Annotated in this window: 20 protein-coding genes; 8 read left to right on the plus strand and 12 right to left on the minus strand. The window is 56.0% G+C overall.

The features are described 5' to 3' along the window. The first annotated feature begins 199 nt into the window (after positions 1–199). Both rlmKL and AO242_RS10715 read left to right on the plus strand, forming a co-directional pair. Positions 200–2,470 carry a bifunctional 23S rRNA (guanine(2069)-N(7))-methyltransferase RlmK/23S rRNA (guanine(2445)-N(2))-methyltransferase RlmL gene (rlmKL, locus tag AO242_RS10710; RefSeq protein WP_099268674.1) on the plus strand — a complete coding sequence of 757 codons (2,271 nt, stop codon included), beginning with the start codon at positions 200–202 and terminating at the stop codon, positions 2,468–2,470. Between the two features lie 151 nt (positions 2,471–2,621). Next, on the plus strand, positions 2,622–5,033 hold the full coding sequence (locus AO242_RS10715) for a sensor domain-containing diguanylate cyclase (RefSeq protein ID WP_099268943.1): 2,412 nt from the start codon (positions 2,622–2,624) through the stop codon (positions 5,031–5,033). A gap of 169 nt (positions 5,034–5,202) precedes the next feature. Here AO242_RS10715 and dacB read toward each other — a convergent pair whose 3' ends face one another. After that, positions 5,203–6,669 (minus strand): D-alanyl-D-alanine carboxypeptidase/D-alanyl-D-alanine endopeptidase, encoded by a 1,467-nt coding sequence (gene dacB / locus AO242_RS10720; protein WP_099268675.1) that lies wholly within the window; start codon positions 6,667–6,669, stop codon positions 5,203–5,205. A gap of 88 nt (positions 6,670–6,757) precedes the next feature. Then, the gene (locus AO242_RS29295; protein WP_141562206.1) at positions 6,758–6,997 is read right to left on the minus strand and encodes a hypothetical protein; all 240 of its coding nucleotides are present in this window, start codon (positions 6,995–6,997) and stop codon (positions 6,758–6,760) included. Between AO242_RS29295 and AO242_RS10725 the strand changes: the two genes are divergently transcribed. Continuing rightward, positions 6,990–7,334, plus strand: a complete 345-nt coding sequence (locus AO242_RS10725; RefSeq protein WP_027898748.1) for a YggL family protein — start codon at positions 6,990–6,992, stop codon at positions 7,332–7,334. The genes AO242_RS29295 and AO242_RS10725 overlap by 8 nt on opposite strands. Before the next feature lie 43 nt (positions 7,335–7,377). Here AO242_RS10725 and AO242_RS10730 read toward each other — a convergent pair whose 3' ends face one another. From AO242_RS10730 to AO242_RS10765, 8 genes are all read right to left on the minus strand, one after another. Beyond that, positions 7,378–11,028 (minus strand): transporter substrate-binding domain-containing protein, encoded by a 3,651-nt coding sequence (locus AO242_RS10730; RefSeq protein WP_099268676.1) that lies wholly within the window; start codon positions 11,026–11,028, stop codon positions 7,378–7,380. 8 nt (positions 11,029–11,036) lie between these two features. Next, positions 11,037–11,663, minus strand: a complete 627-nt coding sequence (locus AO242_RS10735) for a response regulator transcription factor (RefSeq protein ID WP_027898746.1) — start codon at positions 11,661–11,663, stop codon at positions 11,037–11,039. A gap of 336 nt (positions 11,664–11,999) precedes the next feature. Then, the gene (locus tag AO242_RS10740) at positions 12,000–12,398 is read right to left on the minus strand and encodes a response regulator (protein ID WP_099268677.1); all 399 of its coding nucleotides are present in this window, start codon (positions 12,396–12,398) and stop codon (positions 12,000–12,002) included. A 324-nt stretch (positions 12,399–12,722) separates the two neighbouring features. Beyond that, complete coding sequence (locus AO242_RS10745; RefSeq protein WP_027898744.1) at positions 12,723–14,054, minus strand: deoxyguanosinetriphosphate triphosphohydrolase; 1,332 nt, start codon at positions 14,052–14,054, stop codon at positions 12,723–12,725. 62 nt (positions 14,055–14,116) lie between these two features. Further along, positions 14,117–15,274, minus strand: a complete 1,158-nt coding sequence (locus AO242_RS10750; RefSeq protein ID WP_099268678.1) for an EAL domain-containing protein — start codon at positions 15,272–15,274, stop codon at positions 14,117–14,119. 176 nt (positions 15,275–15,450) lie between these two features. Beyond that, positions 15,451–15,789, minus strand: a complete 339-nt coding sequence (locus AO242_RS10755) for a hypothetical protein (protein WP_099268679.1) — start codon at positions 15,787–15,789, stop codon at positions 15,451–15,453. Then, a complete protein-coding gene (locus AO242_RS10760; RefSeq protein WP_027898741.1) occupies positions 15,786–16,178 on the minus strand; it encodes a phage holin family protein in 393 nt (130 codons plus the stop codon). The genes AO242_RS10755 and AO242_RS10760 overlap by 4 nt, the downstream gene beginning before the upstream one ends. A gap of 5 nt (positions 16,179–16,183) precedes the next feature. After that, on the minus strand, positions 16,184–16,498 hold the full coding sequence (locus tag AO242_RS10765; protein WP_027898740.1) for a DUF883 family protein: 315 nt from the start codon (positions 16,496–16,498) through the stop codon (positions 16,184–16,186). A 461-nt stretch (positions 16,499–16,959) separates the two neighbouring features. Between AO242_RS10765 and AO242_RS10770 the strand changes: the two genes are divergently transcribed. The 5 genes from AO242_RS10770 (at position 16,960) to AO242_RS10795 (ending at position 21,329) form a co-directional block, all read left to right on the plus strand. Further along, complete coding sequence (locus tag AO242_RS10770) at positions 16,960–18,051, plus strand: acyltransferase family protein (RefSeq protein WP_099268680.1); 1,092 nt, start codon at positions 16,960–16,962, stop codon at positions 18,049–18,051. Positions 18,052–18,084: 33 nt separating this feature from the next. Beyond that, positions 18,085–18,711: a hypothetical protein gene (locus AO242_RS10775; protein WP_306475049.1), complete on the plus strand. Its 627-nt coding sequence runs from the start codon at positions 18,085–18,087 to the stop codon at positions 18,709–18,711. Positions 18,712–18,790: 79 nt separating this feature from the next. Further along, entirely contained in the window at positions 18,791–19,027 is a 237-nt protein-coding gene (locus AO242_RS10780; protein ID WP_027898737.1) for a glutaredoxin family protein, read from the plus strand. A gap of 807 nt (positions 19,028–19,834) precedes the next feature. Continuing rightward, the gene (sodC, locus tag AO242_RS10790) at positions 19,835–20,356 is read left to right on the plus strand and encodes a superoxide dismutase family protein (protein WP_027898191.1); all 522 of its coding nucleotides are present in this window, start codon (positions 19,835–19,837) and stop codon (positions 20,354–20,356) included. A gap of 82 nt (positions 20,357–20,438) precedes the next feature. Then, a complete protein-coding gene (locus AO242_RS10795; RefSeq protein WP_099268682.1) occupies positions 20,439–21,329 on the plus strand; it encodes a pseudouridine synthase in 891 nt (296 codons plus the stop codon). 73 nt (positions 21,330–21,402) lie between these two features. Here the strand turns inward: AO242_RS10795 and AO242_RS10800 are convergent, their stop codons facing one another. Continuing rightward, on the minus strand, positions 21,403–21,627 hold the full coding sequence (locus AO242_RS10800) for a YgdI/YgdR family lipoprotein (protein ID WP_027898189.1): 225 nt from the start codon (positions 21,625–21,627) through the stop codon (positions 21,403–21,405). A gap of 95 nt (positions 21,628–21,722) precedes the next feature. Next, positions 21,723–22,316 carry a molybdenum cofactor guanylyltransferase MobA gene (mobA, locus tag AO242_RS10805; RefSeq protein WP_099268683.1) on the minus strand — a complete coding sequence of 198 codons (594 nt, stop codon included), beginning with the start codon at positions 22,314–22,316 and terminating at the stop codon, positions 21,723–21,725. Between the last annotated feature and the right edge of the window lie 67 nt (positions 22,317–22,383).

Genomic DNA, 22,383 nt, shown 5'->3' on the forward strand with positions numbered 1-22,383 from the left:
GTCGTCGTGCTGAATAGTGGTTTTTAAATCTCCCTTGGCCATGATGGTCCAGGGATGACTGCCTTGATGACGTATAGGCTCATGAGGTGGTCTGGCACAAATTGTGTGCCGCGCAGGCGTTCTCCAAGAAAGACGCCTGTTTTAAATCTGGTCGGGCAATGCGTTGCCCGCCGCTTATGGCTAAAGCCCTGGAATACTCATGTCGGACCGTTACGAACTTTTCCTCACCTGTCCTAAAGGCCTGGAAGGGCTTCTTGCAGAGGAAGCCACTGCGCTTGGCCTCGAGGAAACCCGCGAACATACCTCAGCCATTCGCGGCAGTGCCGACATGGAGACCGCTTACCGGCTATGCCTCTGGTCGCGTTTAGCCAACCGCGTGTTGCTGGTCCTCAAGCGTTTCCCGATGAAGGATGCCGAAGACCTGTACAACGGCGTGTTGCATGTCGACTGGCATGATCATCTTGAGCCGGATGGCTCGCTGGCTGTTGAGTTCAGCGGCCATGGTTCAGGCATCGACAACACCCATTTCGGCGCCCTGAAGGTCAAGGACGCTATCGTCGACAAACTGCGCATGCCTGACGGCTCGCGGCCGTCAGTGGACAAGCTGAATCCGGATCTGCGCGTGCATTTGCGTCTGGACCGTGGCGAAGCAATCCTGTCCCTGGACCTGTCCGGCCACAGCCTGCACCAGCGTGGTTATCGCTTGCAGCAGGGAGCTGCACCGTTGAAGGAAAACCTGGCTGCCGCAATTCTGATTCGTGCAGGCTGGCCGCGCATTGCTGCTGAAGGCGGCGCGCTGGCTGACCCGATGTGCGGCGTGGGCACATTTCTGGTTGAAGCGGCGATGATTGCTGCCGACATTGCACCAAACCTCAAGCGTGAGCGTTGGGGGTTCTCGGCATGGCTCGGCCACGTGCCCGCCCTGTGGCGCAAGCTGCACGACGAGGCGCAGGAACGTGCCGAAGCCGGTCTCGCCAAGCCGCCGCTGTGGATTCGTGGCTATGAAGCGGACCCTCGTCTGATTCAACCGGGCCGCAATAACGTCGAGCGTGCCGGTCTCAGCGAATGGATCAAGATTTACCAGGGCGAAGTGGCGACATTCGAGCCGCGCCCTGACCAGAATCAGAAGGGGCTGGTGATCTGTAACCCCCCATACGGCGAGCGACTGGGCGACGAAGCCAGTCTGCTCTATCTCTACCAGAACCTTGGTGAGCGTCTGCGTCAGGCCTGTCTGAACTGGGAAGCCGCGGTATTTACCGGCGCTCCGGATCTGGGCAAACGCATGGGTATTCGCAGCCACAAGCAATACGCTTTCTGGAACGGTGCCTTGCCGTGCAAGCTGCTGCTGATCAAAGTGTTGCCTGACCAGTTCGTGACCGGCGAACGCCGTACTGCCGAACAGCGTCAGGTTGAGCGTGAACACGTCGAGCCGGAAGACACTAGCCCGCTGGTGACCCCTGGCAAATACGAGAAGTTCAACAAGAACGGTAACCCGATCAAACCGGCTCCAGTGGTGATCGAGCAGCCGCGCTTGAGCGAAGGCGGGCAGATGTTTGCCAACCGTTTGCAGAAAAACCTCAAGTTGCTGGGCAAGTGGGTACGTCGTGAGGGCATTGATTGCTATCGCGTGTATGACGCCGACATGCCTGAATACTCGTTGGCCATCGATCTGTATCAGGATTGGGTACACGTTCAGGAATATGCCGCACCCAAGTCCATCGACCCGGAAAAAGCCTCGGCTCGCCTGTTCGATGCACTGGCGGCTATCCCTCAGGCGCTGAATGTCGACAAGAGCCGCGTGGTCATCAAGCGTCGCGAGCGCCAGAGTGGCACCAAACAATACGAGCGTCAAAGTGCTCAAGGGCAGTTTGTCGAGGTCAACGAAGGCGGCGTCAAGCTGCTGGTCAACCTGACGGACTATCTGGACACGGGGCTGTTCCTGGATCACCGCGCCATGCGCATGCGTATTCAGCGCGAGGCTCAGGGCAAACGTTTCCTCAACCTGTTCTCGTACACGGCGACGGCCAGCGTGCATGCAGCCAAAGGCGGCGCGCGCAGCACCACCAGTGTCGACTTGTCCCGGACGTATCTGGACTGGGCGCGGCGCAACCTGTCGCTGAACGGTTTCTCCGACAAGAACCGCCTGGAGCAGGGTGACGTGATGGCTTGGCTGGACGCCTGTCGTGAAGAGTACGACCTGATCTTCATCGATCCGCCGACGTTCTCCAACTCCAAGCGCATGGAAGGGATTTTCGACGTGCAACGCGATCAGGTGCAATTGCTGGATCTGGCCATGGCCCGTCTTGCGCCGGGCGGCGTGCTGTATTTCTCGAATAACTTCCGCAAGTTTGTCCTCGATGAAAATCTTGCACAGCGTTATGCCGTGGAAGACATCACCGCCCAGACCATTGACCCTGACTTCGCCCGCAACAGCAAAATTCATAAGGCGTGGAAAATCACAGCCAGATAATCGGCCCGCGCACATCGATCCGTTCGCATTTGTGATGGATCGATGTGCAATCGGTGTCGAGTCAGGCTAGGCAAAATACTGGCTAATAGCTATAAGTGAGCTACAGCCAGCGTGACGCTTCTCTATGCTGTGGCGTTGCGAGTGTCGAATGATGCCCACGAGTCAGATTCGTCCCAGGATTCTCGGCTTTATCAATGAGCAGGCCTCCGCGTGGGTCGTTGCCGCATTCGCCTTTCTGGTAGGTGCTGCTCTGACTGTATTGTTGGCGTTCGCCAACTTCGAGCTTTATGAACGTCAACTGCGTCAGCGTTTTGATCTGTTGGCCAATGAGCGCTTCAGTCGCATTCAGGAGCGGCTCGACGGCCAGGTTTACCGCCTGGACAGCCTGCGTCGTTTCTTCATGTTCTCCACTGTCGTCACCCGAGCTGAATTCAACGGCTTCGCTGATCCGTTGCTGATCGGCACCGAGGCTTACTCATGGGCGCCAAAAGTGACGAATGCCCAGCGTCACCAGTTTGAACGGCAGACCGTTACAGAAGGGCTGACAGGCTTTTCGATACGTGAAGTGACTCAAGAAGGCGTGCTTGCACCTGCGGACGTACGCTCTGATTACTTTCCGGTTCTGTTTACGCGTTCGCGCAGCACCGAGCCTTTGCCACTGGGGTTTGATATCGGCTCCGAGAGCGTTCGCCGTAGCGCTGTTGATCTGGCGGGCAAGTTGGGTGCTATGGTCGCGACACCGCGCATGAGTCTAGTGGCGCTGGAGCCGGGCAACTCCAGTGGGGTATTGCTGCTGGCGCCGGTGATGTCTTCCAGCACCAATCCGGTGGGCGAGGCTGCAGATGTCAGCGGTTATGTCATGGCGGTCATCAGCCTCAGCAAGCTGATGACTGAGGGGTTGCCGTCTCAGGACAACCTGACCTTGACCATGAGCGATCTCGCCTCGCCAGTCGAACAACAACTGCTTTATCAGTCGCCCATCCCCGCAGTAACCGGCGAGATACGCGTCAGTACCTTGCTGGGGCTGGCCAACCGTGACTACCTGCTGGAAATTCGGCCGACCGCGGCGTTCATGACAAGCAACCAGTCGCTGGTGGGAAGTGTGATTCTCATGGGCGGGCTGCTGAGCCTGCTGTTGAGTGCGTTGCTGTACAACCTGATCAGTCAGCGCCAGCGTGCCTTGCGTCTGGTGGACGAGCGCACTTCTGAACTGCGGCTGCGCGAGCGGCAATTGCGCGGTGCTCACGGACAACTCAGTAGCGTGCTGAACGCCGCTACCGACGTTGCGATTATTGCAACGGATCTTAACGGCGTTATCAGCACCTTCAATGTCGGTGCCCAGAAGATGTTGGGTTATCAAGAGGAAGAGGTGCTGGGTCAGCTTCAGCTCAAGGACCTGCAGATGCCGGCCGAGCTGGAAGCGCATGCTCAACATCTGAGTCAGGCTTATGGCTATCGGGTGACGGCCAGTCAGGCGATTTTCGTTGAGGCCGACGATGACGCCCCTCACAAGTCTCACGAGTGGACGTTTATCCGGCATGACGGAAGTTCGCTCGTGGTCAATATGCTTTTGACCGCGGTGCGCAACGAGCATGAGCAGTGGGTGGGGTATCTGGCTGTTTGTATCGATGTCACTGAGCGCAAACTGGTTTACGAAGCTCTGGCCGCACGTGACATGTTACTGAAGAAAATCAGCGCACACGTGCCCGGGGGGATTTTCCAGTTTCAGATCGATGCCAGCGGTGAGTCACGATTCAATTACATCAACGATGGCATGTGCGAACTGCATGGTATGACCCGTGAGCAAATGCTGCTTGATTTCAAGTCGGTGTTTGCCCGTGTTGATCCGCTGGATGTAAGACGTGTGAAAGACTCCATGCGCGCTTCGGCGCAACACATGACGCCTTGGCAGGACGAGTATCGACTCAATGTTCCAGGGCATGGACTGCGTTGGGTACACAGCCACGCCATGCCGGAAGCTCAGGCTGGCGGCGGCGTGGTCTGGCATGGATTCCTTTCCGAGATCACTGACATGAAACGCGTGGAGGAAGAGTTGCGCGCGATGTCAGTCACCGACGTGCTGACCGGCGCCTACAACCGGCGTTATTTCCAGGAACGCTTGAGTGCTGAGCTGGCGAGGGTCAAACGTCATGGCGGGGCCTTGTCATTGATCATGCTGGACATTGATCACTTCAAGCGCGTCAATGATCTGCATGGTCATGCGGTGGGCGATAAAGTGCTGCAGGTCATTTGCCAACGAATCACCACTCGCTTGCGCCGTAGTGACGTGTTCTGCCGTCTGGGTGGTGAAGAGTTCATGGTGCTTTGCCCTGGGAGCACTGCATTTGCGGCGCATGAACTGGCGATCCAGCTCTGGAACGTTCTGCGCAGCCAGCCGGTGGATGGCGTCGGTCTTGTCACAGCCAGTTTTGGCGTGGCGAGCTGGCGTGAAGGTGAGGATGCCGATGCGCTGTTGCTACGTGCCGACTCCTGCGTTTATGCAGCCAAACAGGCGGGGCGGGATCGAGTGGAGGGTGAAAAGCAGGGGGAGGCGAGTGTGTGAGTGGCGGTGGCGGGCTTACAGATGCCAGTACATCGATATCTGAGCTGAAATGCATTTCCCTGTAGGAGCTCACGAACACCGCGAGGCAGCGATAGCGATCTGCCTGATGCACCGCCATCGCGGCCTCGTGGTGCTCGTGCGCTCCTACAAAGTCATTTACTGCAATTCTTCACTGCTGCCGTATCGATACGGTGTTATCACCCAGCTTTGGCTGGCGATACAACTCGACCAGTACTTCATCGAGCACCGAAGACGCGCCCCATGGGCGTGGATCGTTGAGGATGGCGACCACAGCCCAGGTGTTGCCGTTGCTGTCGCGACTGAAACCGGCAATGGCGCGGACGTTGTTCAGAGTGCCGGTCTTGATATGTGCTTCACCCAGTAGCGGGGTGCGTTTGAGGCGTTTGCGCATCGTGCCGTCCATGCCTGCCAGTGGCATTGAACTCATGAACTCTGCAGCGTAGGGGCTTTTCCAGGCCGCCTGCAGAAGGATGGCCATTTCACGGGCGCTGACCCTCTCATCCCTGGACAACCCCGAGCCGTTCTCCATCACCAGATGCGGTGCGGTGATGCCTTTCTTGGCCAGCCACTGGCGAATGACCCGCTGTGCTGCCTTGGCATCGTCACCGTCTGCATCATTGCGGAACTCTGAACCGAGGCTCAGGAATAACTGCTGGGCCATGGTGTTGTTACTGAATTTGTTGATATCACGAATGACTTCAACCAGATCTGGCGAAAAAGCCCTTGCCAGCAGCTTGGCGCTGCCCGGTACGACGTCTACCCGGTCTTTGCCCTGGATGGTGCCGCCCAGTTCCTGCCAGATAGCGCGCACTGCGCCTGCTGCGTAAGTCGGGTGGTCGAGCAGCGACAGGTAAGTCTGCGAATTGCAGCCGTCACCGAGTTGGCCCGTAACGGTCACATTGACGGTGCCATCTGGCTGCGTGACCGGGTTGTAACGAACGTCACCGCACTGTTTGGACGCGATGGCTTTGACCTGATTATCGACGCGAATGGTCGCAATCGGCGGTTCCACCGAAACCATGACCTTGCCGCCGTCGTTACGCGTGATGAAGCGTAGCGCCTTGAGGTTGACCATCAGCGAGTCGGGTTTGACCAGAAACGGCTTGTTTCTGTCGTTGCCGTCATCATCGAACACCGGCAATTGCGGTTGTACAAAGTGGCTGCGATCCAGTACCAGGTCACCGGTTACCTGTTGTACGCCATTGGCCCGCAGGTCGCGCATCAACAGCCAGAGCTTCTCCATGTTCAGTTTGGGGTCGCCGCCGCCCTTGAGGTAAAGGTTGCCGCGCAGTACGCCATTATTGAGCGTGCCATCGGTAAAGAATTCGGTTTTCCACTGGTGGGTTGGGCCCAGTATTTCCAGCGCTGCGTACGTCGTGACCAGCTTCATGGTCGATGCCGGGTTTACGGAGACGTCGGCATTGAATACGGTCGGGGTGCCTTGACCGTTGAGGGGTAGCATTACCAGCGACAATGCGTCATTGCCCAGTTTGCTGGCTTTGAGTGCTTGCTGAACCTTTGGGGGGAGCGAAGTGTTGACGGGCGCGGCGTGAGCCGGCAAGGCCAGTGGCAATAGAAGGGTGGCAAAAAACAGTGGACGCAATGATTTGATCATTCAGTAACCCCTACAACAAAGACGGGACACGAGAGGGCATAGATGGATTCCCTCAACAAAAATAAAGATGACGTGAATACCAGTGGCTTCAAACAGTTTCGCTAACAATATGTAATACGTCTGAATTGAGCGGCATTATGCCCCAATCGTGGGCGACTTGGGTCCCGCCCAGGCCTCTGAATAAAGTATTTTTGTCATCGCGATGCATAATCAGCCCGCTATTGATGTCGCAGGCATTATCGCGCTGTGCCGGTTTTATGGGCATTTGCCTTTCCAAACTGATAAAGTGCGCCCCGATATTACTCAAGAGGATTGTTCCAATGGCCACTAATCGTTCCCGTCGTCTGCGCAAAAAACTCTGCGTGGATGAATTCCAGGAGTTGGGTTTTGAGCTGAACCTGGACTTCAAGGAAGACCTGGATGAAGAGGCGATCGACGCATTCCTCAACGCTTTTCTGACTGAAGCCATGGACGCCAACGGTCTTGACTACGTTGGCGGTGATGACTTCGGTCTGGTTTGCCTGGCAAAACGTGGTTCCGTCAATGAAGAGCAGCGCGCAGTCGTTGAAGCATGGCTCAAGGGCCGCAGCGAACTGACCAAGGTTGAAGTCAGCCCGTTGATGGATGCCTGGCACCCGGAAACACCGATCAATTCGGTAGCTTGATGTTCCCGCGGCGGGCTTCCGGCCCGCCGCTTTATTTCCCTCGTCACACTGCTCTGTTCAGAGCGTCTCGCAAAGCCTGCTCCAGATCGAGCATGGCAACCTCCATTGCTTGTTGAACATCCCTGATTTCCTCCTCTGCCGATGTCTCCTGGCATGCATCCTCTAATGCCTCACACGTTTCAATCACTCTGGTTGCCCGAATGATTCGCGCCGCACCTTTGATCCTGTGCGCAAGCTGGCACAACTCGTATTGATCTTCGGTCGCTTGTAAAGCCGTCAACTGATGACGATCCTCCTCGGTGCTGCGCAGGAGTTGTTTGAGCAGACGCTGAATCATTTCCGGGCGTTCACCGGTAAGGGCACTGATACTGGCCATGTTGAATGGCGGTTGCGGTTTAACGGGTGAAGTCTGCTCGCTCTCGGTCAATGCGTCTCCCCGTGGATGAACGCTGCCAAGCCGTTCGCTCAGGGATGTGAGGCTAATCGGTTTGAACAGACAATCGTCCATACCCGCTTCACGACAGCGTTGTGTTTCTTCCGGTTGTGCATTGGCGGTGAAGCCCCATATCGCACAACGCTGTTGACCGGTTTCATGCTCCTGGAGGCGGATGGCCCGCGTCAGGTCGTAACCATTCATGATGGGCATATTGCAGTCGGTCACGACCACATCGAAGTAACCCTCCAGCCAAAGCTGTAGCCCTTGCTCGCCCTGTTCTGCCACTGCACAGCGATGCCCGAGAAATTCCAGTTGCTGGCAAAGCAACAAGGAGTTGGCCGGATGATCATCCACCACCAGAATATTCAGCGTGGCGTTTGCCATGACAGGGTTATCAGGTTGCTCGCTCAGCGTCGCCAAAGGCTCCAGCGTGGTCAGGTTGAAAGTCATGTGAACCTGCGTGCCTTTACCCTGCTCACTGTTCAACTCAAGTGTGCCGCCCATCATTTCGCACAGGCTGCGGCAGATCACCAGCCCCAGACCTGCTCCGGTGCGCGCCTGTTGACCATTGTCGTCAGCCTGCGCAAAAGGTTCGAACAAGCGTTGCAGATCCTTCTCGCTGATACCTATGCCTGTGTCCTGAATACTGACGTGCAGCTGCAACTGTCGCGGATCTGTGTCGGTCTCGGTCTGCAAGGTGATTCTGATCTGGCCCTTTTCCGTGAACTTGATTGCATTACTGATCAGGTTCGAAAGGATTTGCTTGAAGCGTAACGGATCAATCAGCACGTCGGCGTTGATGCCACTGTCCAGATCGAGCAACAGGCTGAGGCTTTTTTGCCGGGCCAGTCCGTCGAATACTCGTACAACGGACTCGACCAGTTGGCGCAGGTTGGCGCGTTCCGGGCTCAAGGTCAGCCGACCGGATTCAATGCGTGCGATGTCGAGAATATCGCCAATCAGTTCAAGCAAATCCTTGGCCGAGCTGTAGGCAACCTCAACGGCAGGGCGGTCCATGTGGCCTTGATCGGCACGTTTGAGCGCCAGTTCGAGCATGCCAATCACAGCATTCATCGGCGTGCGTATTTCGTGACTCATGGTGGCCAGGAAGGTGCTTTTCGCACGGTTGGCGTTATCGGCCTGATCCTTGGCCGAGCGCAGGTCTTCGATCAGTTGTCGGCGTTCACTGATATCGATCCAGCCGCCAATAATGCCCTTTACTTCTCCCAGTGAGTCCCGAAAAGGCAAAATCCAGTGATAGATCGTCAGTTGCCGCTCTCCGATCTGCAACGTGCGGTCAAGAATCATGGGGTTGTTTGTCGCCATGACCAGTTGATAGTCGCTGGCGAATTCCCTGGCCTCGAAAACATTACTTAGAACGCCCTCAGTAACCCCTTTGTCGAGTACATCTTCACGTTGCGCGTCAAATGCCTTCAGGTAGCTGTCATTGCACATGCGCAGAAGGCCTTCACGGTCACGCACGTAGATAGGGTGCGGGCTGCCATTGACCAGTGCTCTCATGAATTCGAACTGATCGTTCAAAGCCCGCTCGGCCTGCTCGCGTTGTTTGATCTGGCGGCGCATGTAAGCGTTCCAGGCCAGCGAACCGAGTAATAACAGGCCAGCCCCCAGTACGATCTGATAAATCTGCCGCTGGTAATCCTGCCAGTTGCCGCCAGAAGGAGTGAAGGAGCGCCAGCGGTTGTTAATCGCTGCGAGTTCCTGCGGTGCGATGCTGGACAGCGCCTTGTCGAGAATACTGATCAACTCCGTGGCTTTTCGGGAAGTGGCCATAGCGATCAGCGCAGGTTTGTCGCCAACTGTCGTGGTTATTTGTAACCGGTTTTCAAATATTCCTGAGCTCAGGAAATAGTTGGCGCTCACCAGGGAGGTGATCGCCGCTTCGACCCTGCCTTGGGCAAGCATTTCCAGAGTCTGAAAGGGGTTATCGACTTCGATGGGGACTACCGTGGGGAACTCCCGCCGCAGGAAAGGCAGGATAGGGCTGCCCAAAGTGATTGCGACCCGCTTGCCACTCAATTGCTCAAGATTGATCGAATTCTCAGGCCATTTGCGCGTGATCAGTACGAATGAGTTGTCCAGGTAAGGCCGACTGAAACTGAATTGATCTTCGCGTTCTTCACTGGGAATCAGGGCGCTGATCAGGTCCGCCTGGCCCTGACTGACCTGACTCATCATATCGGCCATGGTGGGCGCCCGGGTAATCTCGAAACGCAAACCGGTGCGCAGGCGCACCAGTTCAAGCAAGTCGGCGGTTATTCCACGAAAGTTGCCGCTGGCATCAAAGAACGTCAGCGGCGCGTATGATTCGTTGATCACGACTCTGACGTTCGGGTGCTGTTCGATCCAGCGCTCCTCCCGGTGAGTCAATTGCAGCTTCTGGTCAGTCAGCATCAGGTCGCTGGCTCCCCAGCGCCTGGAAATCGCGATGCGCTCTTCAACCGGAATGGCCTTGAGCGTGCGGTTGATGATATCCAGCAACTGATTGTTTTCACCATCGACCGCAAAACTGAAGCCGTCGGGTTCGTGTCTGCCGAAATTGGCCATCTGGATGTTGTTGAGGTACCCCTTGTTGATCATGTATTGGGTAGAAATAGTGTCTCCAAGAAAGACGTCTGCCTGATTGAAGGCAACGGCATTGATCGCGCTTTGAAATGACGGATAGGTTTTCAGCGCTGCGTTGGGATAAAGCTTCTGGATTTCCTCCGGTGGCAGGTAGTGGTAGACCATGCTCAGGCGCATTTCTGCCAGGCCATCGGTGAGCGAGCGGGTTTCACCGGTGCGGGTGACCAGCACCGGCTGATCCACCGCGTAGGGGGTAGAGAGCTTGATCTTCTGGTCTATCGCTTCGAACCCGTTGGCGCTGCCCAGCAAGTCGATCTGCCCGGTGCCAAGGGCAGCGATGGCCGCCTGCCTGGATTCAAAGCGAAGCACCTTGACCGGCAGATCCAGCGCTCTGGAAATGATGTTTGCGTAGTCGGCGGTGAACCCTTCGTAGTCGCGCCCGGTCAGCGTCATGTCAAATGGCGGATAGTCGGGAGCCGAAGTCCCCAGAATCAGCTCACGCTTATTGCGTATCCACTGCCATTGGGTCTTGTCCAGTTGCAGCTCCATATGCCCGATGCTGGAGCGGCCCAGCAGGGTGTAGAGTTCGGCTGCAGCGAAAGCGGCCTGACACCCCAGACTCAGGCAAAAGCTCATGGTCAGGATCAAATAGTACTTAAAGCGCCTGGACATCCTGTTCCTCACACTAGCGCGTTGCGTTTTGCCATTTCGATTAGTTCTACCAGGGTTTTGACCCTGAGTTTCTGCATCAGGCGTGTTTTGTAAGTACTGACTGTCTTGTTGCTGAGAAACATGCCCTTGGCAATTTCCTTGTTCGTTCTACCTTGGGCAAATAATTGCAGTACCATCAATTCGCGATCATTGACTAACTTGAACAGCTCTATTTCGCTGGGTTGACCGTTTTCTCCACTGGGTGGAGTGAGTGCCTGGCTTGGGAAGTAATTGTAGCCGGATAATACCGCTTTCACCGAACTGAGTAATTCGCTGAGATCTTCCTGTTTACACACATATCCCGCCGCGCCTGACTGCATGCAGCGAATCGCAAAAAGACTCGGTGTCTGAGAGGTCAGGACCAGAATTTTCGAATCAAGCCCCATCGAGTTGAAGCGGGCCAGTACCTCCAGGCCATCCAGCTTGGGGATGCTGATGTCGAGGATGATCAGGTCCGGCATGCATTCGCGGACCATTTGCATCGCATCCACACCGTTATCGGTTTCGCCTACGACTTCGTAGTTTTCATTTTCCAGAAGCATTCTAACGGCAAGGCGAATAACCGGATGGTCGTCGATGATAAAAACTGAGTTCATAATTCTATCCATAACAAGATGCGAGGAAAGGGCGCACCTTAGCTCAGATGTTCGGGCAGGCACATGAAGAGACCCTGCTATAGGTGATATATAGGAAAGTTCCTACAGTAATTAGAGTATTGGAGCACGTAGGAGCCTGTTTTTCTGATGCGTGATGTTTAATTCAGCGGTGGATTACTCTGATGAACGGAGGGCGATGTGTATGTTGTTTATTTCGCGCGGGAATTACCCTACACGTTGTTTATACGCTTTCGGTAGTTGTACTAGCGTAGTTCACTACAGCGTTAGAGTCTGCGTAGACGGGTAATGGCTTTCATCCCGCCATGCTTCAGCGGTTCAGCTTGCCGGAAAGCAGGGCTCCAGCAGTTGGGCAAGGTCAGCACCGTGCAGGGGTTTGCCAAGACAACCCAGCAGAGGCAGCCCGCGCTGAACCGCCAGGTGTTCGATGGCACGCAGTTGGGCGTTATCCAGCCCGCTGAGGACGATGGCGTAACGGGCCATGCCTTGCTGAAACGCCTGCTCTATGATGTCGAGTCCTGCGCCATCTGGCAGGCGCTGGTCGCAAATCAGCAGGTCATAAGGCTCGGCGGATCGTTCTATGGCTTGCATGGCCTCGGTAGCAGTCAGGGCAGGGGTCAGTAAAAAGTAGCCCTGATTGTTCAGAATGATCTGTGTGGCAATCAGTTGGAAGGGATGATCTTCCACCAGCAGAATGCGTAATTTATGTTTAAACATCAGGAAATCCGGCAAGAGTTGTTGGCGGCCCGGATGCTGAGCCGACGCAAGGCTGCGACGACGGGCAGCATCGACAAGGCCTCGTGGGCGGGTAATGTAGAGGCGCCAGCGATGGCGGCTAAAGGGGCGGGAGTATCTGGCAGGTATTGAGCGCTTACGATAAGACGATTCCTAAAAGGCTGTAGGAGACGTCCGAAGCTTTAAGTCGTATCAGGTAGATCCATCGTAGTAAATCAGCACCGTCGGCACCGCTGCGGCGATGACGGGCACACAGCAGTGCTGCCGTCTGCTCCCTTGCAGGCGAGCGACGGCAACTGTTGACCTTTACATCGGGCTGGAGCGGCCGGTCATCTCCCGCGCCATTTCACTCGCGTAGCTGTCGGTCATACCGGCGATGAAGTCGATCATGCGCAGGAAGGAAGCGTGCAGAGGTGCCTTGGGATCCGGAGCGCTGTTGCCGAGCAGGTCCAGAATACGACGATGCTTGAAAGACGGCGTACGTCCGCCGAACTGCTCCAGAGCAGCACCACAGAACGCATTAAGCAGTATTTCAAGTGTTGTGTAGGCGCCGATTTCATGCAGCGTCTTGCGCTTGTCCTGGAATATTTTCTTGCGCGCCATGTCTTTGGCGCTCAGCACGCAGCGCTTGGCCGGGCCATGCATATGCTCGACCAGGTCACCACTCAGGGTGCCAGCCAGCAATGCGTCCTGTTGTTCGACGAAGGCCCGCGCCGCCGCGTTGGTCAAATGCTCGATGGCTTTGCCACGCAGGATTGCCAGTTTGCGTCGACGCGAGTCATCAGGCCCAAGTTGGCGGTAGGTATCAGGCAAATCATCGCCGACCAGCCCCAGAAGCAGCGCTTCGACCTCCGCATACTCCAGCAGCTCCATTTCCAGGCCATCTTCCAGATCGATCAGCGCGTAGCAGATGTCGTCCGCAGCTTCCATCAGGTACACCAATGGATGCCGAGCCCAGCGTTGCTCTTCAAGTTGCGGCAAGCCCAGTTTCTGGGCGATTTGCTCCAGAATCGGTAGCTCGCTCTGATAGCAGCCAAATTTGTGTTTCTTGTAGCCCAGAGAGTCGGCGTGGCGCGCCGTCCAAGGATATTTAAGATAAGTGCCAAGGGTTGCATAGGTCAGCCGTGTACCGCCGTCGAACTGGTGATATTCCAGTTGAGTCAGAACGCGAAAGCCTTGGGCATTGCCTTCGAAATTGAGGAAGTCATTACGTTCGACCTCGCTCATTGCATCCAGCCAGCCACGGCCTGCAGCCTGATTGAACCAGTTGCGAATCGCGTCTTCGCCAGAGTGACCGAAAGGCGGATTGCCAATGTCGTGGGCCAGGCAGGCTGATTGCACGACCATGCCCAGATCACTGGGATCGCACCAGTCGGGGAGGGCGCTGCGCAGGGTTTCACCGACACGCATGCCCAATGAACGGCCCACGCAGCTGACTTCCAGTGAGTGGGTCAGGCGCGTATGGATGTGGTCATTGCTCGAAACCGGGTGTACTTGTGTCTTGCGCCCGAGGCGTCGAAAAGCCCCGGAAAAAATGATCCGGTCGTGGTCCTTGTGAAAAGGACTGCGTCCCAGTTCTTCAGGGCTGTGCAGGGTTTTGCCAAGTCGTTCGCGGTTGAGCAGGGTTTGCCAATCCAAGGCGTTCACTCCGTCGGTAAAGACTGCCTAGCTTCCTGATTCGGTGACCCGGCTGCAAGGCTTTAAAAGCCAATCGCATCGACATCGATCAGGAGTATGCGTTGGTCGTTGTCGAAAAACTGCCCGGCGGTCAGGCAGTACTGATTGGTCGTGGCGTCGCGATAGGTGTTGGACAGAATCAGGCGGCGTTCATGCCAGCCTTCTGCAAGCAAATGATAGAAATAGGGACGCCATGACCAGTTATGGCCTATGTAAGCCGCATCGGAATGCCATTCGCCGTTGCGCCACTCCAGATTGGGCGTGAGCTGGGTGCCATGCCGGTCGCATTGGTAGAAGCGTAGCAACCAGGGGTAATCGTGCAGTTGCGGCAGTTGGTCGAGGGATCGCTGATCCCAATGCTGCAGAGCGGCCATCAACGAAGTCAGTTGCTGGCGAAGATCCATCACCCGTGCCCGTTCTGCCAGCTTTTTCTGTACATAGCAGTCGCGCAGTCGGGCGAATTGTTCGACAAACGCATCCTGATCGAAAAAAGCCTGCTCGCCTCTGGCAAACAGAAAGCCCTGTACATACCGCGCACCGCATTCGAGAGCGAAATGCAGTTCTGCCTCGGTTTCGACACCTTCAGCAATAATCCAGCAACCGGTTTTCTCTGCCATCTGGGCCAGAGCCTTGACGATGTCGCTGCTGGGGCCGCCTTTCGCGGCGGCCTGAAACAAGCGCATGTCCAGCTTGAGAATGTCAGGTTGCAGTGCAAGCACCCGATCCAGTTGGGAGTAGCCCGCGCCGAAATCATCAATGGCAATTCGGGCGCCTGCGTCGCGATAGCGGCTCACGACTTCCGCAAGACGCTGGCTGTTGCCTTCCAGTTCAGTGATTTCAAAAACGATACGGCGTGGATCTACACCATTTCGTTGCAACTGCTTGAGGCTGGGCAGCGGCTGGCCAGGGCGCAGACGAGAGATCCAGCGTGGTGAAATATTCAGGCTCAGAAACCAGTCATCAGGAGCCTGGTGAAGTCGACTCAGTGCGTCGTCCCGGATAATACGATCCAGGCGACGCAATGCAGCAGCAGGTACTCGCGGATCAGCGAACAATGGCCCGACAGATTTGAGTTGGCCGTCATCCTGAAGAACACGGCCCAATGCTTCAACACCAGCAATACGGCCAGTAGCGGTATCAATGAACGGCTGAAAGCAGGCAAGGGGTTGCCCATCAATCACATGGCCTCCTCAGTAAACTCGGCAGTTAACGGCAATAGAAACGGCGGTCAAAAAGGGCTGGTGAAACGGCTTTCAAGAAAGTATCCCACAACGAAATCGACGGCTTCAGTAGGACCCGAAGCCGTCGATTCAACCTGATGGGGGAGTGTTGCCTGCAAGAACGCAGCCAATTGCCACTAGTGTTTTCGGGAGGAACCCAGAGCCAGTCGAATAATCGGCAACAGACTTACACCGAGTTTGACGATGCGAGTGAGTCCGCCGGGACGTTTGCCTTTCGCGCCCTTGCCGCCCAGAAATCCGAGAAGCGAGACCACGCCCATACCCCACAAGGGAGCATGCTTGATGCCCAATGTACCTTGCCAGTCGGTAGTCATGCCGCGAACCCGACGCAACGGTTGCATCAGGTTCGTCGACTCTTGCCGTATTTCCTGGCGGTGCATTTCCATGCGCAGGCGCACCAGTGCCTTGCGAAGTTCCCGGCGGGAATGTTTCTGGTGGGATTCAGGCAAGCTCATCGCATCAGTCGCTCACGGTCATTGGCCAGCTCTTCGAGGGTCGCATTGAACGGCGACGACTCGTCGAAAATGGCAGCTTTGAGGCGCAGGGCGCAGAACAGCGCGCACAGCGTATAGAACACACACAGACCAATAATGCCAGCCAGACGATAACTGTCCCATAGCACGATGAGCAGCAATGCAGACAAGCCGGTCAGCAGAAGCAAGGCAAACACTAACGCGAGGCCTGCGAACAGCAGCAGGCTCAACGTACGTGCTTTTTGTTCCTGCAGTTCGATGCCGAACAGTTCGACGTGGCTGTGCAGCAGCCCAAGGACCGCCGCACCCAGTCGCCGTGGCGAAGATGAGGTCTGGTCTGATGCCGGACCGGATTCAGTTCCCAGAGCCATATTCGTTAGCGCCTTGTAGCCAGCAGACCGATCAGGAAGCCAACGCCAGCAGCGATGCCGACTGATTGCCATGGGTTTGTCTGTACATAATCTTCGGTCGCCACAACGGCTGCCTTGCCGCGTTCGCGGAGGGATTCTTCAGTGAGCTTCAGGGTTTCGCGGGCTCGCACGAGGCTTTCATTGATCTGGCTGCGCAGTTCGTCAGCCTGAGCACCTGCCAGTGACGCGGTGTGTTCCAGGAGCTTCTCCGTGTCGGCAACCAGTACCTGAAAGTCAGCCATCAAAATTTCCTGGGCGTTCTGTGCTGTTTGGCGTGCCATTTTTCTCTCCATTAAGTACGTATGGGGTTTCGAGTACAGGGCGTTGCTGAAGGTTCACTTCAATGCTGCATGAAATCGTTCGGCGGACCTGCACGGCATTTTGCGGTGTGTTGGTGCGCTGCCTTTCGCTGTGCGCTCATCAGGAGCGCAGGTCGCCGGTATTGGTTTGCCTCTACAGTTGTAGCGCTGGGTCCGAAGTTTCCATGATTTTTCCGGCTCTGTCTTGATGGGAATACTGGCAGGCGCTTCGTTTGGGTACTGCATTTAGATGCGAGGTACTGGCCTCAATCACGCGAGACTTGGCTATGCTGTCACCCGATGCTGAATCGTGTGTTGCTGTCGGGTCGCCATCTGATGGCTCGCACGTATCAAGGACTGCTGGTCTGGGGAGTTTAGTGCCTCGGTAATTCATGGAAGTACTGACGCCACGATTGGCGCTCGGGCATGGGCTGGAGGGTGACATGGAGCGGCTGTATTCCCTTCAAGGGCTAAGGGGCCTGGCGGTGCTGGGCGTAGTGCTTTTCCATATGACGGCTGTTGAATTGAAGTATTCGGGAGGTGACAGGCTGCTGCCTGGCTGGCTGGATTTCTTTCAATTAGGGGTCGATCTGTTTTTCGTCATAAGCGGCTTTGTGATGGTCATCGTCAGTCGCGGACGTTTTCAGAGTGGCGTTGAAAGCCAGCGGTTCCTGTTCAATCGCGTGTCGCGTATCTATCCAACCTACTGGCTTTATTTTTTCATCACGCTGGCGGTTTATCTGCTGCAGCCCGGAATGGTCAACAGTGGTCACGGGGAGTCAAACCTGTGGCTGTCTTTTCTGTTGTTGCCCAGTGAAAAGGTCCTTCTGGTGATGGTGGCGTGGTCGCTGGTATTTGAGCTGTGGTTCTATCTGGTGTTCAGCGTCCTGCTGTTTTTCAAGGAGCGCTATTTGCCATGGCTGCTGGCAGTCTGGGCATTGGTTTTACTGGTGTTCAACACATTGGAGGACTGGCAGGCGTACTCACCTGTGCTGGCAGTGGTTCTGCATCCTTATGCGCTTGAATTCATCGCCGGAGCGTTAATGGCTCTTTTGTTTTACAGCCGACATCACGTTCGCATCCCCGATGCTGCGGTCTGGGGATTGTTGACCGGGGCATTGCTGCTGGGTATTCCGGTCATCGGCCTGTATGGGTTATTTGAAGGTCATGGTCTGACACGGATGCTGGTGGTCGGCCTGGTGTTTGGCCTGCTGGTGTTCACGCTGGCATTGCTGGAACGTCGTGAGCACGTGGCCATGCCCAAGGGACTGGTGTTGATCGGCGACATGTCTTACACAGTCTACTTGTCCCATTTGCTGGTGCTAGGGGTTATCGGACGTATCTGGCAGTTGCTGGGCGGTTGGCCCGAGACGCTGGCGGACAATATTTTCTTCACAGCACTGATGATGAGTGCGGTGCTATGTTACGGCTGGGTCGGTTATCGCTGTTTCGAGAAGCCGGTGCTGGATCGGGCCAATGCTTTTGCCCGTAAACACTTTCGAGCGCGCTCATCTGGCCTGGAGCGTGCGCAGTAAGATTTGGCGGCGTGCTACGTGTTGGAGTCACCGTTGGATATAACCCTCGCTTCACTTACCCCGTATGGCGGCATTACGGTCATGCTGCCGGCTGCAATCGTCATCACCGGCTGGCTCTGGATGACCCGCTCGCGTCGCTCGGCGCTGCTGTGGGTTGCCACTGTTTTTGCGGTCTACTCGATCGTAGCCGTCAGTAAAATCCTCTTTAAAGGCTGGGGCGTGGCGCTGGAAAGTCTCGGTATTTATGTGCTGAGCGGTCATGCGATGAATACGTGTCTGGTGCTCACGGTGGGTTTGAGTCTGCTCGCCCGGCAGGTGCATCCGATGTTGAGTTGGCCTGCTGCAGCGTTTGGCATGGTAGTGGGCTGGCTGTTCAGTATTTACTGCGTCTCACCGTTCATTCATCCGTTGCCTGAAGCGATTGCCGGTGCGTTGCTGGGCTCTCTGGCGGCAGGCCTTTTTCTGCTGGGTCTGGAAAATTTCCAGCCAGGCCGGATTCCTTCTGCAGCTTTGGTGATTGGCTTGTTGTTTATCGCGTTCAATGCGACGACGCCCAAATACACGGCGGAGTCGATTCTGGATCGTATTTCAATGCGGATTTCAGGTGCAGGGCAAGTCTACAAAGCGCCAGAGTGGCGGGGCCCCGGGGAGACGCTTTGATGTGCTGGTTCATCCTCGACGACTATCACAGGCAGGCCTAAAATAAAGGCTCACTTTTTCTGTGCCGAGGGTCATGCGTATGCCTCCTGAATGTCAGTTGTTTGGCACGTTGGGGTGTCATCTGTGTGAGGTTGCTGAAGCCGAGTTAATGCCATTGGTGGAGCACGGCCTATTGGTGGAACTGGTGGATATCGGCGACAGCGAGCGGTTGTTTGAAACCTATGGTTTGCGTATTCCGGTGTTGCGTCGTGTCGATACTGGCGCGGAACTGGACTGGCCCTTTAGTACCGAACGGGTGGTCAGTTTTCTGTTGTAGGTTTTAGAATGTGGTACGTGATTTTTGTGTGTATATCCGTTGGCGTGGTCAGGGCTGATATTGGTTGCGCTTTTACAGCGCGTCACTTTTGAAAAGAGCCCAAAAGTAACCAAAAGGCTCTTGCCCCACCACTTGGTGCCTCGCTGTCGCTCGGCATGCCCGTAATCCGACATTGCTGCGTGGGGCCGCCGCCACCGGCCATCCATGGCCTGAGGCGGCAAAACCGGCATCCCTGCCGGTTTGCCCCACGCAGCAATATCGAATTCCGGCCGGCGTGGTTTAACGGGGCGCCTGACATCAAAATCAAAAGCAGATCAAAAGCAGAGCGAAAACGGCGGGATCGCCTCGACCGGTAGGAGCGAACTTGTTCGCGAGACGTCACTACGACCAACGCATTCGACGTCTGACAAACCGCATCGCAGCCTTCGGCAGCTCCTACAGAAGCCCGCAAAGTTCACACATCAGGTCGGCTGTCAGGCCGCCGCGCTTTTGATTTTGATCTGTGGGCGGGCATCCCGAGCCTAGGCGAGGGACCGAGTGGTGGGGCAAGAGCGTTTTGCTTACTTTTGTCTGGGCCGGCTTCCGGATGTTCAAAAGTGAGGCGCTGTAAAAGCGCAACCAATATCAGCCGTTGCCGAGATAACGGATATACCCCCAATCAAGCCCCAATCAAGCCCCAATCAAACACCCACACACATATTCCGCGGAACTAATTCGCCGTCAAGCTGGTACAAGATTATGTACCACCTCCATCCCGGCAGGCTTTTCCGGGCTGCCTTGCACTTTTTCTCAGCAAATGGACGAATGATGAAATCTTATCTCTGGCTTGGCCTGATTGGCGCTTTTTCTCTGAACACCGCATTCGCCGAATCGGTGTCTGTACCGATGAATCTCGTGAGTGCAACGGAGGCGGCGAAGCCGATTGGCGAGGTCATCATCACCGAAACTGAATACGGCCTTCTGTTCACTCCCAACCTCACATCGTTGCCAGCCGGTGTTCATGGCTTCCACATCCACGAAAACCCAAGCTGTGAAACCGCCGAGAAAGACGGCGTAAAAGTTGCCGCTCAGGCCGCAGGTGGTCACTGGGACCCGAAAAAAACCGGCAAACATCTGGGTCCTTATGCGAACGGCCACCTGGGTGACCTCCCGGCCATTTACGTCACCGAAGACGGCATGGCCAACTACCCGGTACTGGCACCGCGTTTGAAAAAACTCAAGGACGTCAAAGGTCATGCGTTGATGGTTCACGCAGGTGCGGATAACCATTCCGACATGCCCAAGCCTTTGGGTGGTGGCGGTGATCGTGCAGCATGTGGTGTGATCTGACACTTTCAGCTGATTAGCCGTAGTAAGGCTCTTGGGTGATAATGCGGCGCTGTTCACTCAAGAGTCACCCACGAGCCCACGTATGTCCGAGTCTGCTTTTTCCGCTGCCAAGAGTCAGGCCAGTACCCTCTATTTACCGCCCGGGAAGTGGCTCACTGTGCTTGATTGTCTGTGCGCGCATTTCAGTGCCATCAGCCGTGAGCAGTGGCTTGACCGTATTGCCCGTGGACGGGTGCTGGATGCCGACGGCAAACCTGTCGATGTGGATCTGGCCTATCGGGAAGGGCTGCGGATTCACTACTTTCGTGAAGTACCCAATGAAACGCCAATCCCGGTGCAGGAGTCGATTCTCTATGCCGACGAGCATCTGGTGGTTGCCGACAAACCACACTTCCTGCCGGTCACCCCTGCTGGGGAATACGTCGAAGAGACGCTTTTGCGCCGTTTGATCCGTCGCCTGGATAATCCCGATCTGGTGCCTTTGCATCGTATTGACCGTCACACAGCCGGGCTTGTGTTGTTCTCGGCCAACAAGCAGACGCGCTCGGCGTATCAATCATTGTTCCCGACCCGACAGATCGACAAGCGCTATGAGGCCATTGCGCCGGCATTGCCAGGTGTCGAGTTTCCTCGAGTGCATAAAAGTCGATTGATCGATGGCGAGCCGTTCTTTCGCATGCAGGAAGGCGAGGGCATCAGCAATACAGAAACCGCCATGGAGGTCTGTGAGCGCAACGGTGATCTTTGGCGCTACGCGCTGTATCCGGTCACCGGCAAGAAGCACCAGTTGCGCGTGCACATGGCCGCTTTGGGGGCTGGCATCTGCAATGATCCGTTCTACCCGAACGTGCTCAAGGATGCAGTGGACGATTACGCGAGGCCACTGAAATTACTCGCCCAAAGCCTGCGCTTTATCGATCCGGTCACTGGCCAGCAGCGGCAGTTTCAGAGTGAAATCCATCTGGACTGGTAGCGCTGCATTTTCTGTAAGACATAAAAAACCCGCACTTGGCGGGTTTTTTACGTTTGCTGCATCAGGCTCTGAGTTACAGATCCTTGACAGTACGCACCTGATCTTTGTTGACGCGGGTTTCTTTACCGTCGAGTTGCTTGAACTCGTAGAAGCCCGAATCTTCATCGTATTTCGGGGTGTCGACAGCCTGGATTTCCCGGCCATCGGTCAGGGTGATCACTGTCGGCGATGCACAGCCTGCGAGGGATGCCAGGCCCAGTGCGAGCAAAAAGGCAGCGGGAAGGGTCCGTTGTTTCATTACGGTGTCTCCTGATCGATTCTTGGTTAACTGACGTTTAAGACGTATCTGCTTGCAGCAAGTTCAAACAATATTAATTGCAGCCAAGGCTGGCCCTAGCCTGTGGTCTGGTTCAGCAGGTCCGGGGTGTTGAGGTTGGCGAGACGGGGGTCATCGGTTTCACACTGTACAGCGACAGCATCCAGTCTCTCCATCACCTTGCGCGGGCTGCGTTCTCCGCTTTGCCATGCGGCTTCGAAAGCCTGTAAATGGCACGTCGGGATCACGCAGAGCAAGGGTTGCCAATGCTCGCCGCTACGCACCATCACCGGCTGTCGAGGATGCCTGAGGGCTGTTTCCCGCAGTTCCTGCAGCAGTGCATGGTCAATCAAGGGCACGTCGCAGGGCAGGATCAGAAGATGCGTATGGCGCGCCAGGGGCAGAGCAGCGCGAATACCGGCGAACGGTCCGTGAAACTCATCGTTGCCGTCCTGCACCAGTCGATCGGCATAAGCTGCGTATTGATCCAGGTTGCGATTGCACGAAATGAGCAAGTCATCCGTCAGCGGGCGGGTCAGGCGATGCAGGTGCTGGATCAGCGGCTCACCGTTCCAGAGAATCAAACCTTTGTCCCGGCCACCCATACGCTGACCCTGACCACCGGCCAGCAGCAGGATGGAGCAGGCGGGAAGGGTGATGGCATCTGGCATGAACGACTCGACCGAAGCAGTGGAATGGGGTGCTGTGATATAACACCGGCCTGTTTTCTCTACAACT

The sequence above is a fragment of the Pseudomonas sp. ICMP 561 genome (assembly GCF_002699985.1).
In the GTDB taxonomy this organism is placed as follows: domain Bacteria; phylum Pseudomonadota; class Gammaproteobacteria; order Pseudomonadales; family Pseudomonadaceae; genus Aquipseudomonas; species Aquipseudomonas quasicaspiana.

What these genes read in the sequence shown, in the direction of transcription:
- AO242_RS10765 (WP_027898740.1), bottom strand. Translation starts at nt 16,498, where the DNA reads ATGGCACGCCAAACAGCACAGAACGCCCAGGAAATTTTGATGGCTGAC.
- dacB (WP_099268675.1), bottom strand. Translation starts at nt 6,669, where the DNA reads ATGATCAAATCATTGCGTCCACTGTTTTTTGCCACCCTTCTATTGCCA.
- AO242_RS10770 (WP_099268680.1), top strand. Translation starts at nt 16,960, where the DNA reads ATGGAGCGGCTGTATTCCCTTCAAGGGCTAAGGGGCCTGGCGGTGCTG.
- AO242_RS10730 (WP_099268676.1), bottom strand. Translation starts at nt 11,028, where the DNA reads ATGTCCAGGCGCTTTAAGTACTATTTGATCCTGACCATGAGCTTTTGC.
- AO242_RS10755 (WP_099268679.1), bottom strand. Translation starts at nt 15,789, where the DNA reads ATGAGCTTGCCTGAATCCCACCAGAAACATTCCCGCCGGGAACTTCGC.
- AO242_RS10795 (WP_099268682.1), top strand. Translation starts at nt 20,439, where the DNA reads ATGTCCGAGTCTGCTTTTTCCGCTGCCAAGAGTCAGGCCAGTACCCTC.
- AO242_RS10760 (WP_027898741.1), bottom strand. Translation starts at nt 16,178, where the DNA reads ATGGCTCTGGGAACTGAATCCGGTCCGGCATCAGACCAGACCTCATCT.
- AO242_RS10735 (WP_027898746.1), bottom strand. Translation starts at nt 11,663, where the DNA reads ATGAACTCAGTTTTTATCATCGACGACCATCCGGTTATTCGCCTTGCC.
- AO242_RS10800 (WP_027898189.1), bottom strand. Translation starts at nt 21,627, where the DNA reads ATGAAACAACGGACCCTTCCCGCTGCCTTTTTGCTCGCACTGGGCCTG.
- AO242_RS10740 (WP_099268677.1), bottom strand. Translation starts at nt 12,398, where the DNA reads ATGTTTAAACATAAATTACGCATTCTGCTGGTGGAAGATCATCCCTTC.
- AO242_RS10780 (WP_027898737.1), top strand. Translation starts at nt 18,791, where the DNA reads ATGCCTCCTGAATGTCAGTTGTTTGGCACGTTGGGGTGTCATCTGTGT.
- mobA (WP_099268683.1), bottom strand. Translation starts at nt 22,316, where the DNA reads ATGCCAGATGCCATCACCCTTCCCGCCTGCTCCATCCTGCTGCTGGCC.
- AO242_RS10725 (WP_027898748.1), top strand. Translation starts at nt 6,990, where the DNA reads ATGGCCACTAATCGTTCCCGTCGTCTGCGCAAAAAACTCTGCGTGGAT.
- AO242_RS10715 (WP_099268943.1), top strand. Translation starts at nt 2,622, where the DNA reads ATGCCCACGAGTCAGATTCGTCCCAGGATTCTCGGCTTTATCAATGAG.
- sodC (WP_027898191.1), top strand. Translation starts at nt 19,835, where the DNA reads ATGAAATCTTATCTCTGGCTTGGCCTGATTGGCGCTTTTTCTCTGAAC.
- rlmKL (WP_099268674.1), top strand. Translation starts at nt 200, where the DNA reads ATGTCGGACCGTTACGAACTTTTCCTCACCTGTCCTAAAGGCCTGGAA.